The organism is Streptomyces sp. NPDC053493 (genome assembly GCF_044544825.1).
In the GTDB taxonomy this organism is placed as follows: domain Bacteria; phylum Actinomycetota; class Actinomycetes; order Streptomycetales; family Streptomycetaceae; genus Streptomyces.
Map to the genome: position 1 here is coordinate 636,642 of NZ_JBITXS010000003.1, position 12,286 is coordinate 648,927.

Below are 12,286 nucleotides of genomic sequence, written 5' to 3' on the forward strand. Positions count from 1 at the left end.
CGGGCCCGTCTCACCGTCGGGTCACCAGATTGCCTCGACCCACTCCGGGTGGTCGATGAACGGGTTGCGGTTGTGCTGGTACGTGCCGTAGATCAGGTCGTTGCGCCGCTCCTCGAAGGCGCTCGGCGGGTCCTGCTCGTTCCACTGCTTCAGGACCGAGAGGCGGCCCATGAAGGGCACGCTGCCGTTGGTGGTCGACTCGTTGGGCTCCAGGTCGGCGAAGGCGTCGTCGCCCTCGTAGCGCACGGCCATGTAGAGGATCATCCGGGCCACGTCGCCCTTGTCGGCGTCGCGCGGCTCGAAGGAGTTGCTGTCCGTGTAGCTGCCGGGCGCGCCGCTGACCGGGCTGCCGCCGTTGTCGAAGTCCTTGTTGCCGCGGATGCTGTTGACCTGGACGTCGGCGGCGCGCAGGTGGTGCAGATCGGTGCCGGGACCGGCCGAGGTGCCGAAGTTCCCGTGGGACTGGGCCCAGACGTGCTCCCGGTTCCAGTCGCCGACGCTGCCGCCGTTGAGGGACTTGCTGCGCGAGGTGCCGCTGTACAGCAGAAGAACGTTACTGCTGTTGTTCGGGTCCTGGTCGGTGACCTTCAGGGCGTTCCACACGGCGTCGTACGAGATCTTGTCCTGGCTGCTGATGATGGTGTGCAGCGAGGACTTCAGGCTCGTGCCGGTCTTGCCGACCGCGTTCTTGTAGTAGGTGCTGTCGTACGCGGTGGTCGTGGCGCTCGCGGGAGTCGCGGCGACGGTGGGGAGGCCGAGGCCGACGAGAGCGGCCGAGACGGCCGCCCACACCTTCCATCCGCCTGTCTGGGCAACGGACATGGGGTCCCTTTCTGAGGGTGGTGGGGGAGGAGGGCGTCAGCCCACGGTGAGGGCGGTGTCGTCGATCACGAAGGAGGTCTGCAGCTGGGAGCCCTCCGTGCCGGTGAACCTCAACGTGACGGTCTGGCCCGCGTACGCGGCGAGGCTGAAGGCGCGCTGGACGTAGCCGCTCGACGCGTTGAGGTTGGAGTAGGTGGCGAGCGTGGAGAGCACCGTGCCGCCGCTGTTCAGGACCTGGACCTTGAGCGTGTCGTAGGCGGTGGTCGTGGTGGTCTCGGCGGTGTCGATGCGGGTGTGGAAGGACAGCGAGGCGGTGGTGCAGCCCGCCGGGATCGTCACCGTCTGGGACAGGGTGTCGGTGTGCGCGGAGCCGTAGCCGCTCAGCCAGGCCTTGTACGAGCCGGTACGGGCCGGGCGTCCGGGGTCGTCGGTGATGACGCCGGACGAGGCCGTCCAGGCGGTGGCGCCGGACTCGAAGCCCGGGTTGGCGAGCAGCTGGCCGGCGGTGCAGGTGCCGCCGCCTCCGCCGCCACCGCCGCCGGTGGTCGCCTTGGAGAGCCAGTCGGTGGCGTTGAGGGCGAGCGCCGCGTTCGTACCGGCGGTGTCGTTCCAGCCGTCGTACAGCGTGTTGCCGGACTGGCCGGTGCCGTCGTCGATCGGCGAGCTGTCGCCCCAGACGGCGACGCGCCCGCTGCCGAAGGTGCTGGTCGCGAAGAAGGCGCCGGTCGTGCCGGAGGAGCCCGTGCGGTAGACCAGGCCCTTGACGGCGGGATTGTCGGCGGGCTTGAGGGTGACGGTGGTGCCGCTGCGGATGATGCTGCCGGTCACCTTGCCGAAGGCGCCGTTGAGGACCGGATCGGCGGTGTCGGTGACGGCGCGCGGGTTGTCCGTCTGGACGGTGCCGGTGTCGACGGTGAAGCCGAACGGGTCGGTGTCGTCGACGCCGTTGTCGGACATCAGGTCGTTGATGACCTCGACCGCGTCCCAGCCGTCGTTGTTGCGGTCGGCGCCGGTGTGGTCGGAGACCAGGAAGAGGCCGCCGCCGTTCTGGACGAACGTCAGGATCGCGGTCTTCTCGCTCGCGGCGAGCCGCACGTTGGGCTCGGGCAGCACGAAGGTGTCGAAGTACTGCAGATCGGTGGCGGCGCTGGTGCCGTAGGTGATGGTGCCGCCCGAGGGCAGCGTCTTGAGCGAGTAGCGGCCGGTCTTCTGCAGCGCCACGCCCCAGGCCGAGAGGGCGCCGGTCCAGTCGGTCTCGACGGCGGGCGAGGCGTTCTGGGCGAGCGGGTCGGGCTGGGCGGTGCCGATGATCCAGTCGGCGTTGCCGGCCGTCTCGCCCTTGGAGTTGTCGAACAGCACCCGCAGCGGCCCGGCGGCGACGGCCGCCTGCGCCGTGCCGGCGGACTCCGGCGCGGCGAGCGCGGGAGCGCCCATGGCGGGCGCGGCGGCCGCGGCCGTCAGCGCGCCGAAGGCGGTCAGCGTGACCAGGCGGCGGGTGGACCTTCTGAGTCCGAGCATCCGTCAGACCTCCGTGAGGGGGTGTTGAGGCGATATGGCGGAGAGGCGGTGCGGGCGCCCACTCTGCGCGCGTAGAACGTCGGGGATCGGACGTCCACATCACGCGCGGTTGAACCGTACATGACCAGATCGCGCCTATGGAACGCCCTGCTCCGTACGGAAGATGACGGGCCGCCGGCGGGGACGCCGCGCGCGTGACGCCCGCCGCGTCCGGACGGGCGTCGTTGAGTGCCGCCTTGCGAGGACGGGGAGTTGGTAGGCGGCCGCCGCTTTTCCTCTCGCCGTGGGGTCACCGCCGCAGCCCCGGCCGGAGGAGACGGAGCCCGTCAAGAGGAGGCCGCGGACTCCGGCGCCTCCATGACCGGACGTCGTACGGTCAGCGCTCGACCGGAAGTCCGCGGGGCTCCTTGACCCGCTTCATGATGATCTGGGAGTTCACCTCCGTGACGCCCGCGAGGGTCGTCAGGCGCTCGATCCACAGCCGCTCGTACGCCGCGAGGTCGGCCACCGCGATCCGCAGCAGACAGCCGGGGCTGCCGAACAGGCGGTACGCCTCGATCACGTCGGGGATGTCCTGCAGGGCCTCCTCGAAGGCCTCCACGGTCGCCCGGTCGCGCTTCACCTCGACCGAGACGAGCACCTCGAAGCCCCGGCCGACGGCGTCCGGGTCGATCACCGCCCGATAGCCCTGGATCACGCCGTCCTGCTCCAGCTGGCGGACCCTGCGCATGCAGGGCGAGGGGCTCAGGCCCACGCGGTTGGCGAGCTCCTGGTTGCTGAGCCGGCCGTCCTGCTGGAGCTCGCGCAAGATTTGAAGATCAATCCTGTCCATGGCGCAATTATCCACCACTGCGTTCACAATCCGAGGGCGATTTCGCAATCGCATTGCGCACCCCTTGACCTATCGTTGCCGCGCACCCCAGGGAAGGACAGCACTGTCATGAAGTGGACGCGCGACGCACGGCCGCGCCGCATCGTGGTCATCAGCACCGGCGGCACCATAGCCAGCCGCTGGACCGGCAGCGGATACGCCGCCGACGCCTCCGGCGACGACGTCGTCGCCACCGCGGCCGTCCCCGACAACGTCGGCGTCGAGGTCGTCGACCTCTTCAACGTCAACAGCTCGCGGATGACCACCGACCGGCAGCTGGCCCTGCTGCGCACCGTCCACGAGACGCTCGCCGACCCCGGCGTCGACGGCATCGTCGTCACCCACGGCACCGACACCCTCGAGGAGTCGGCGTTCTTCCTCGACCTGCACCACTCCGACCCGCGCCCGGTCGTCTTCACCGGCGCCCAGCGGCCCTTCGGCACCGGTGACGGCGACGGACCCGGCAACCTCTACGACGCCCTCCAGGTCGCCGCCACCGTGCACGGCCTCGGCGTCCTGGTCGTCTTCGACGGCCTCGTCCACGCCGCCCGCGGCACCGTCAAGACCAAGACGCTCGCCGCCGACCCCTTCGCCGACCCCTCCGGCGAGCGCGTCGGCCGGCTCGGCTTCGGCCAGGTCGACATCGAGCGCGAACCCGAGCGCCCCGCGCCGCTCCCGCTGCCCGCCGACGACCGGCCCGCGCCCCGCGTCGACATCGTCATGCACCACTCCGACGCCGACCCGGTCCTCTTCGACGCGGCCGTCGCCGCCGGAGCGCGTGGCATCGTCCTCGTCGGCACCGGCGCCGGCAACGCCACTCCCGAGATCGCCGAGGCCGTCGCCCGCGCCGTCGACCAGGGCGTCCTCGTCGTCCTCTCCACCCGCGTCGCCTCCGGCCCCGTCGCCGAGGTCTACACCGGCGGCGGCGCCGTCGACCTGGCCGCCGCCGGCGCCGTCCTCGCCGGCACCCTCCGCCCCGGCCAGGCCCGCATCGCCCTGCTGGCCGCGCTCCTCGCCGACGGCACCTCCCAGGACCGCCGCACCGCCCTGCTGCGCACCCTGCTCGAAGGCCCGGTCCGCGCCGAGCCGGCCCTCGCCGCCGCCCACTGACCGGGCCCCGGCCCACCCCGCCGGCGCCCCCGCCCCCGTACCGCCGCCTCCTCCCACGCGTAAGGCACCGTCACCGTGATCCCCGCACAACAGCACACCGCACCGCAAGCGCCGGTCCGCCGCGAGCACGACCTGCTCGGCGACCGTGACGTGCCCGCCGACGCGTACTGGGGCGTCCACACCCTGCGCGCCACCGAGAACTTCGCCATCACCGGCACCCCGATCTCGGTCTACCCGCAGCTCGTCGACGCGCTCGCCGCCGTCAAGGAGGCCGCCGCCCTCGCCAACGAGGAACTCGGCCTGCTGCCCGCCGACAAGGCCGCCGCCGTCGTCGCCGCCTGCCGCGAGATCCGCGGCGGCGCGCTGCACGGCGAGTTCGTCGTGGACGTCGTCCAGGGCGGCGCCGGCACCTCCACCAACATGAACGCCAACGAGGTCGTCGCCAACCGCGCCCTGGAGATCCTCGGCCACGCCAAGGGCGACTACGCCCGCCTCCACCCCAACGAGGACGTCAACCTCGGCCAGTCCACCAACGACGTCTATCCGACGGCCATCCGCATCGCCGCCATCGGCGCCGCCCGCGAACTGCTGCGCGCCATGGCCGTGCTCCAGGACGCCTTCGCCGAGAAGGCCGTCGAGTTCGGCGGCGTCGTCAAGATGGGCCGCACCCAGCTCCAGGACGCCGTGCCCATGACGCTCGGCCAGGAGTTCTCCACGTACGCCGTGATGCTGGAGGAGGACCGCGGCCGCCTCGCCGAGGCGATCGAGCTGATCCACGAGATCAACCTCGGCGCCACCGCCATCGGCACCGGCCTCAACGCCGCCCCCGGCTACGCCGAGACCGCCCGCCGCCACCTCGCCGAGATCACCGGCCTGCCCCTGGTCACCTCCGTCAACCTGGTGGAGGCCACCCAGGACTGCGGCGCCTTCGTCCAGCTCTCCGGCGTCCTCAAGCGGATCGCCGTCAAGCTCTCCAAGACCTGCAACGACCTGCGGCTGCTCTCCTCCGGTCCGCGCGCCGGCTTCGGCGAGATCAACCTGCCGCCCGTGCAGGCCGGTTCGAGCATCATGCCCGGCAAGGTCAACCCGGTCATCCCCGAGGTCGTCAACCAGGTCGCCTTCGAGGTCATCGGCAACGACATGACGATCACCATGGCGGCGGAGGGCGGCCAGCTCCAGCTCAACGCCTTCGAGCCGGTCATCTTCCACGCCCTGTCGAAGAGCCTCATCTCGCTCCGGGCGGCCTGCCTCACCCTCGCCGAGCGCTGCGTCACCGGCATCACCGCCAACACCGAGGCACTGCGGGCGAGCGTGGAGAACTCCATCGGCCTCGCCACCGCCCTCAACCCGCACCTCGGGTACACGGCGGCCACCGCCATCGCGCAGGAGGCCCTCGCCACCGGCCGCTCGGTCGCCGAACTCACCCTGGAGAAGGGTCTGCTCCCGCCCGAGCGGCTCGCCGAGCTGCTCACGCCGGAACGCCTGACGGGCGCGACCGGGTCGCTGAACTGACCGCTCGCCCGACCGGTCAGGCCTTCAGCACCGCGAAGTTGAAGTCGGTGGTGCCCAGGCTCGCGTACAGCCGCAGCCACAACGGCAGCAGCAGCTCGGCGCCGCGGGCACCCGACAGGTCGCCGAGGTCGACGATCCGCGCCTCCGGCCAGCCGAAGGACCGCAGCAGGCCGCTGACGACGGCCTTCGCCTCCGGGTCGTCGCCGCAGACGAAGACACAGTGATCGCCCGGGACCCGGGACGGGTCGACCATCACCGCGTTCGCCATGGTGTTGAGCGACTTCACCACCCGGGCCTCGGGGAAGGTCCGCTGGATCTGCTCGGCCAGGCTGCCGCCCTCCGGCGTCACGACCTTCGGCGGCATGCCCTCGGAGGGGTCGAGCGGGTTCGACACGTCGAGGAGGACCTTGCCCTTCAGGTTCTCCGCGCCCACCGCCTCCAGGGCCGCCAGGGAGACGAGACCGCCGGTCGCGTTGACCACGAGCTCGGCGCCGGAGGCGGCCCCGGCGAACGTGCCGTGGGCCGCGCGGTGCTCCGCGGCCCACGCGGTCGCGCCCGCGTGATCCGCGGTCCTCGACCCGAGCGTCACCTCGTGGCCGAGCGAGACCAGCGCGGTCGCGAGCCGCCGGCCGACCTCGCCGGTGCCGAGTACGGCGATCCTCATGCGTGTGTGCTCCTTCGTCGCGGAGGGGAACCCCGGGGGCGACCGTATGTCCTCACGGGCCGCGGCGCCGCGCATTCGGGCCGTTCGCCCGCGTCGGCCGCCCGCGCCGTTTGCCCGCGTCGGCCGCCCGCGGCGGGCCAGGACTCAAGTGCGTGTGCGACAAAGCCGACATTCATCCCGAAGAGGATCGAATCACTCGTGGAGTCGCCCGCATGCCGAGCCCCGCCGTCGCCGCCCCGACCACCCTCTCCGACGCGCCCGCCCCGCTCGCCGCGTACGCCGCGCCTGCCGCCTCGGAGGCGCCCGACGCGTACGCCGCCTCCGACGCGCCCGCCGCGCTCGACGCCCTGGACCGTGAGGCCGCCGCGCTGCGCGACACCGAGGCCTGGCGCGAGATCGTCGCCCGCTGGACCGAGACCCCGCCGGCGCCCGAGGAGACCGACGGCCAGGACTGGCGGCGCCTGCTCTCCGTCCCGGTGGACCGGCTCGTCGCCGACGCCCTCGCGGCCCTCGACACCCGCCCCGCACCACCGCCCGGGCCCGCCGGCCGGCCGCTCCCGGGCCGGCTCGGCGCCATCCTGCCCGACCGGCTGCACACCTGGCGCCGCATCGGCGCCCCGGACGTGCGCCCGTCGGTCCACCTCGCGCACGCCCGGCGCGTCCTGACCGAATGGGGCTGGCAGAACACCCCGTACAAACTCCGTGACGCCCGCGGCGCGCGCTGCGTCTGCGGCGCGATGCTCGCCGCCCACCGCCTCGGCCACGGCAGCGCCGCCACCATGAACGAGGCCGGTGCCTGGATGCTCGAGGAGCTCCGCTCGCGCGGCTGGACCGAGCTCATCGGCCCCTGGAACCGCGCCCCGGGCCGGACCGCGGCGGACGCCCTCGCCCTCGTGGACGCCACCATCCGCCGCGCGGCCCGGGCGGGCCGTTAGGCCGGGTCGGGCCTGAGCCGTGGCCCGGACTAGCCTCGCGGAGCCGCGACGCCCGGCAGCTGGTCGACCAGCGGCGGCAGGGCGGCCGGCGCCGGAGCGACGGTCCGCGGGGCAGGGGCCGGGGCCTGGGCCGGCGGCCGTGCGCCGCCGCTCAGGGCGCCGTCCACGTACGCGTACAGCGCCGGGGTGATCGGCTCCGGCAGCGGACGGCCCTGCTCGTCGAGCCGCCCGTACTTCATGAGGTTGTAGCCGATCGCGACCTGGCGGCGGCCGTCCTCCGTGGACAGCGCCCAGGTCCCGGCGCCGAAGACCGCGCCGTCGTGGCCCCAGTACCAGCCGCCGCTCGGCATCTTCAGCGTGTAGAGACCGAGGCCGTAGCGCATCGCGGCCTCCTCGCCCGGCTGCGTCTCGTAGACCGGCACCGTCGTCTTCATCGCGCGCAGCGCGGCCGGGCCGAGCAGCTTCCCGGTCAGGAGCTTGCGGTAGAAGGTGTTGAGGTCGTCCGTCGTCGACACCAGCGCCCCGGCGGTGCCCGCCCACGACATGTCGTACGTGCTGTAGTCGCGCGGCGGATCGATCCAGCCGTAGAACGCCTCGTACATGCCGGCGTGCGGGCCGCGCAGCGACGGCGAGGACGGGAAGCAGGTGTGCCGCAGACCCGCCGGGCGGATCACGTGGCGCGTGATGTACGCCTCCGGGTCCTGGCCCGTCACCCGCTCCAGGACCAGCCCCGCCAGGACGTAGTTGGTGTTGGCGTACGACCAGGTGCCACGCGGCGCGACCGGCGGCGCCGCGAGGCCGAGGCGCGCCAGCTCCTCCGGCTCGACGTGCCGCAGCCGGTTGTCGTCCAGGGTCTTCCCCGGGTCCTGCAGGAGCCCGGGGAAGGCGGGCAGGACGTAGTCGGGGATGCCGCTCGTGTGGTTGAGCAGCATCCGGACCGTGACCTTCTCGGCGCGCTCGCCGGTCACGAGGTCCGGGAGGTAGCGGCCGACCGGCGCGTCCAGGTCGATCCGGCCGCGTTCCACCTCCTTGAGGACGGCGACGGCCGTGAAGCTCTTGGTGATGCTGCCGATCCGGTGCTCGAAGCCGGGTGCCATGGGCCGCCCGGTGGCCGGGTCGGCGACGCCGGTGGCGCCGCGCCAGCGCTCCGAGCCGTCCCGGACCGCCGAGAACGCGCCGTACATGCCGGCGGTGTGGAAGGCGTCGAGCGTGGACCGCAGGGACTCGCGGTCCAGGGCCGGGCGGCGGGCCACCGCCGCGGCGGTGGCCGCGGCCGTGGTCGCCGGCGTCCCCGCGGCGTCGGCGGCCTGGGCGGGCAGGACCCCGAGGGTCAGGGCGAGCAGGGCCGTGGAGACCACGGCCGTCGTACGGGCCGGCCGGGCGGCGGCGCTCCCGGCGGCTAAGCCGGCGGTACGGGCGGTGCGCGTGGTGTGCGTGGTACGCGTGGAGCGCGTCAAGGAAGGTCCCCTCCGTCGGTCGGTCCGCGCATCCGTGCGGCTGCGCGGACCGACCATCCTCGCCGCCGAGGGCCCGGCCGCGCGTCCTCCCCGGGAACGATCATGATCATCGGAAGGCAGGACTTTCCGGGTACCGCCCGGGACTACCCTGGGTGTATGGGCGACGGCGGTCTGACCGGACTGTTCCTCTGCGGCGACGTGATGCTCGGCCGGGGAGTCGACCAGATCCTTCCCCACCCGCTCGACCCCGCCCTGCCCGAGCCGTACGTCCGCGACGCCCGCGACTACGTGGCCCTCGCCGAGGCCCGCTCCGGAGCGGTGCCGCGGCGGGCTCCGCCCGGCTACCCGTGGGGCGAGGCCCTCGAACTCGTCGACGCCGCACGGCCCGACGCCCGGGTGGTCAACCTCGAGACCGCGGTCACCCGCCACGCCGTGCCCGTCCCCGGAAAGTCCGTCCACTACCGCATGGACCCGGCCAACCTGCCCGCGCTGACCGCCGTACGCCCCGACGTGGTCGTCCTCGCCAACAACCACGTCCTCGACTACGGCCGGCGCGGACTCGACGACACCCTCGACGCCCTCGCCGCCGCCGGACTGCGCACCGCGGGCGCCGGCCGGGACGCCGGCGAGGCCCGCCGCCCCGCGGCCGTCCCGCTGCCCGGCGGGCGACGCCTGCTGGTCTTCGCGCTCGGCCTCGCCTCCAGCGGAGTGCCCCGCGACTGGGCCGCCACCGCCCGGCGCGGCGGAGTCCACTTCGCCGCCGGCCCGCACGACGAGGCCGCCACCCGGCTCACCGCCCGGCTGCGCGCCGAACGGCGCCCAGGCGACCTCGTGCTCGTCTCCGTCCACGCGGGCTCCAACTGGGGCTACGCCCCGGGCCGCGCCGAGGTCTCCTTCGCCCACGCCCTCGTCGACGCCGGCGCCGACATCGTGCACGGACACTCCTCGCACCACCCGCGGCCCCTGGAGGCGTACCGGGGCAGGCTCGTCCTGCACGGCTGCGGCGACCTCGTCAACGACTACGAGGGCATCACCGGACAGGAGCGCTACCGCGACGACCTGCGGCTCCTCCACCTGGTGTCCGTCCGCACCGAGGACGGCGCCCTGGAGGAGGTGCGCCTGGTGCCGCTGCGCAGCCGCCGGCTGCGCCTGGAGCGCGCGCCCGAGCCGGACGTGCGCTGGCTCCGCGACGTGCTCGACCGGATCAGCCGTCCCTTCGGCATGCGGATCGCCCTGACCGCCTCCCCGGAAGCCGCTTCCGCCGGCGCCTCGGGAGCGGATCCGGGCGGACCGGCCCTCACCGCCCGGCCCGGGTGACGGACCGTCAGGGACCGTGCCAGGGCGGGCAGGAAGGCGAGCAGGAGATGTACTTCACCGACCGCACCGACGCAGGACGCCGGCTCGCCGGACGACTCGGGGAGCTGAAGGGGCGCGACCCGGTCGTACTCGGGCTGCCGCGCGGGGGAGTGCCCGTCGCCGCCGAGGTCGCCGACGCGCTCGGCGCGCCGCTCGACATCTGCCTCGTACGCAAACTGGGCGTGCCCTTCCAGCCCGAGCTGGCCATGGGCGCGATCGGCGAGGACGGCGTCCGCGTCCTCAACGACCAGGTGATCGAGCAGACCGGCGTCTCCGACCGCGACCTGGCCGAGGTCGAGCGGCGCGAGCGGGCGGTCCTGGAGGAACGCGCCCGGCGCTACCGCGGCGCCCGCGAGCCGTCCGACCTCACGGGCCGTACGGCGGTGGTCGTCGACGACGGCTTCGCGACCGGCGCGACCTCCCTGGCCGCCTGCCGGGTGGTACGGGCCAGGGGCGCCGGACGGATCGTCCTCGCCGTGCCGGTCGCACCCCGCGGCTGGACCACGCGGGTCGGCGCCGCCGCCGACGAGACGTACTGCGTGCACGAACCCGTGAGCTTCTACGCGATCGGCCAGTTCTACGCGGACTTCGCGCAGACGCCCGACGAGGAGGTCGTCGCCGCGCTGCGGCTGCGGCGGGGCGGCACGGGAAGCGGCGGCGGCTCGGCCCAGGACGTCGAGGCCCAGGACGTCGAGGCCGAGGACGTCGAGGCCCGGGACGTCGAGGTGAGGATCCCGCTGGGCGGGCGAGAGGTCGGCGGGCGGCTCACCGTGCCCGAAGGCGCCACCGGTCTCGTGCTCTTCGCGCACGGCAGCGGCAGCAGCCGGCACAGCCCGCGCAACCAGGCCGTCGCGGCCGCCCTCAACCGCGCCGGACTCGGCACCCTCCTGTTCGACCTGCTCACCGAGGAGGAGGCCGACGACCGGGCCAACGTCTTCGACACGCCCCTGCTCGCAGAGCGCCTCCGGCAGGCCGGCGACTGGCTCGCGGACCGGCCCTCCACCGCCCGGCTGCGCACCGGCTACTTCGGTGCCAGCACCGGCGCCGCCGCCGCGCTGTGGGCCGCCGCCGAGCCCGGCAGCACCGTCGGCGCCGTCGTCTCCCGGGGCGGCCGTCCCGACCTGGCCGACGCGCGCCTGCCCGAGGTCACGGCCCCGACGCTGCTGATCGTCGGCGGCGCCGATCCCGTGGTGCTCGACCTCAACGAGCAGGCACAGCGGCGGCTGCGCTGCGAACACCGGCTGGTCACCGTGCCCGGCGCCGGCCACCTCTTCGAGGAGCCGGGCGCCCTGGAGCGGGTGGGCCGGCTGGCGGCGGACTGGTTCGCCGACCGCCTCTGAGGCGGCCCGCTCAGCCGCCGGCGCCGACGATCCGGTCGACCGCCGCCGCGATGAGCGCCTCGCGCTCCTCCTCGGGGAAGACGTCCGGAAGCGTCAGCTGCTCGACGATCAGCCAGTTGAGGGCCAGGATGAGCAGCTTGACGGCGGTCCCGTCGCCCGGCAGGCCGGAGGCCTCGTGGTAGGTGACGTTCGCGTCGACGTCGGCCCGCACCCGCTCGGTGAGCACCGCGCGCAGCTCCGGGCGCCGGGTGGCCTCCAGGCGCAGTTCGAGGAGAGCCAGATAGCCGGTGCGGAAGGAGCTGACCCGGGTGACGAGTTCGCGCATCAGCAGCGTGTACGTCTCCAGGTCCCGGCCCGCGGTCCGCTGGCGCTCGATGGTCGCCTCGTCGGGCTGGAGCCGCTCGTAGACGCGGGCGCCGGCCTGGGTCAGCAGGTCGTCGCGGTTGGCGAAGTAGTTGGAGGCGGTGCCGGGCGGGACGGCCGCCTCGGTGTCCACGGCGCGGAAGGTGAGGCCCCGCGCGCCCTCCCGGGCGAGCACCTCGATCGCGGCGTCGACGAGCGCCGCCCGGCGCTCCGGGTTCCTGCGCGCCACCCTGATCACTCCCGTCACCGGAACCGCGTTCGTACTCCAGGGAGAGTACTACGGGTGGAGTGGACGGGGGCGGGAGGACCGGACCGACGCTCCCGAGGGCGAGGCGTGC

Annotated in this window: 11 protein-coding genes; 5 read left to right on the forward strand and 6 right to left on the reverse strand. The window is 73.8% G+C overall.

All coding sequences use genetic code 11. From position 1 onward, the window contains the following. Positions 1-21: 21 nt before the first annotated feature. From ACIGO8_RS12680 to ACIGO8_RS12690, 3 genes are all read right to left on the reverse strand, one after another. Complete coding sequence (locus tag ACIGO8_RS12680; RefSeq protein WP_399728171.1) at positions 22-822, reverse strand: endonuclease I family protein; 801 nt, start codon at positions 820-822, stop codon at positions 22-24. Positions 823-858: 36 nt separating this feature from the next. After that, on the reverse strand, positions 859-2,340 hold the full coding sequence (locus tag ACIGO8_RS12685) for a hydrolase (RefSeq protein WP_399728174.1): 1,482 nt from the start codon (positions 2,338-2,340) through the stop codon (positions 859-861). A gap of 376 nt (positions 2,341-2,716) precedes the next feature. Then, positions 2,717-3,172, reverse strand: coding sequence for an Lrp/AsnC family transcriptional regulator (locus tag ACIGO8_RS12690; RefSeq protein ID WP_399728178.1), 456 nt, complete (start codon positions 3,170-3,172; stop codon positions 2,717-2,719). Positions 3,173-3,280: 108 nt separating this feature from the next. On the opposite strand from ACIGO8_RS12690, the gene ACIGO8_RS12695 reads away from it, so the two are divergent. Continuing rightward, positions 3,281-4,321, forward strand: coding sequence for an asparaginase (locus ACIGO8_RS12695; protein ID WP_399728181.1), 1,041 nt, complete (start codon positions 3,281-3,283; stop codon positions 4,319-4,321). A 75-nt stretch (positions 4,322-4,396) separates the two neighbouring features. Continuing rightward, positions 4,397-5,833: an aspartate ammonia-lyase gene (locus ACIGO8_RS12700; protein ID WP_399728183.1), complete on the forward strand. Its 1,437-nt coding sequence runs from the start codon at positions 4,397-4,399 to the stop codon at positions 5,831-5,833. 16 nt (positions 5,834-5,849) lie between these two features. Here the strand turns inward: ACIGO8_RS12700 and ACIGO8_RS12705 are convergent, their stop codons facing one another. Further along, positions 5,850-6,497, reverse strand: coding sequence for an NADPH-dependent F420 reductase (locus ACIGO8_RS12705; RefSeq protein WP_399728185.1), 648 nt, complete (start codon positions 6,495-6,497; stop codon positions 5,850-5,852). Between the two features lie 212 nt (positions 6,498-6,709). Here ACIGO8_RS12705 and ACIGO8_RS12710 point away from each other — a divergent pair, with 212 nt between their 5' ends. Continuing rightward, positions 6,710-7,432, forward strand: coding sequence for a hypothetical protein (locus tag ACIGO8_RS12710; protein WP_399728188.1), 723 nt, complete (start codon positions 6,710-6,712; stop codon positions 7,430-7,432). Between the two features lie 29 nt (positions 7,433-7,461). Here ACIGO8_RS12710 and ACIGO8_RS12715 read toward each other — a convergent pair whose 3' ends face one another. Further along, a complete protein-coding gene (locus ACIGO8_RS12715; protein ID WP_399728191.1) occupies positions 7,462-8,790 on the reverse strand; it encodes a serine hydrolase domain-containing protein in 1,329 nt (442 codons plus the stop codon). Between the two features lie 255 nt (positions 8,791-9,045). On the opposite strand from ACIGO8_RS12715, the gene ACIGO8_RS12720 reads away from it, so the two are divergent. Both ACIGO8_RS12720 and ACIGO8_RS12725 read left to right on the forward strand, forming a co-directional pair. Beyond that, a complete protein-coding gene (locus tag ACIGO8_RS12720; RefSeq protein WP_399728194.1) occupies positions 9,046-10,206 on the forward strand; it encodes a CapA family protein in 1,161 nt (386 codons plus the stop codon). Positions 10,207-10,253: 47 nt separating this feature from the next. Beyond that, on the forward strand, positions 10,254-11,585 hold the full coding sequence (locus ACIGO8_RS12725) for a phosphoribosyltransferase family protein (RefSeq protein WP_399728197.1): 1,332 nt from the start codon (positions 10,254-10,256) through the stop codon (positions 11,583-11,585). A gap of 10 nt (positions 11,586-11,595) precedes the next feature. Here ACIGO8_RS12725 and ACIGO8_RS12730 read toward each other — a convergent pair whose 3' ends face one another. Beyond that, positions 11,596-12,177 carry a TetR/AcrR family transcriptional regulator gene (locus tag ACIGO8_RS12730; protein WP_399728200.1) on the reverse strand — a complete coding sequence of 194 codons (582 nt, stop codon included), beginning with the start codon at positions 12,175-12,177 and terminating at the stop codon, positions 11,596-11,598. Positions 12,178-12,286: the final 109 nt, after the last annotated feature.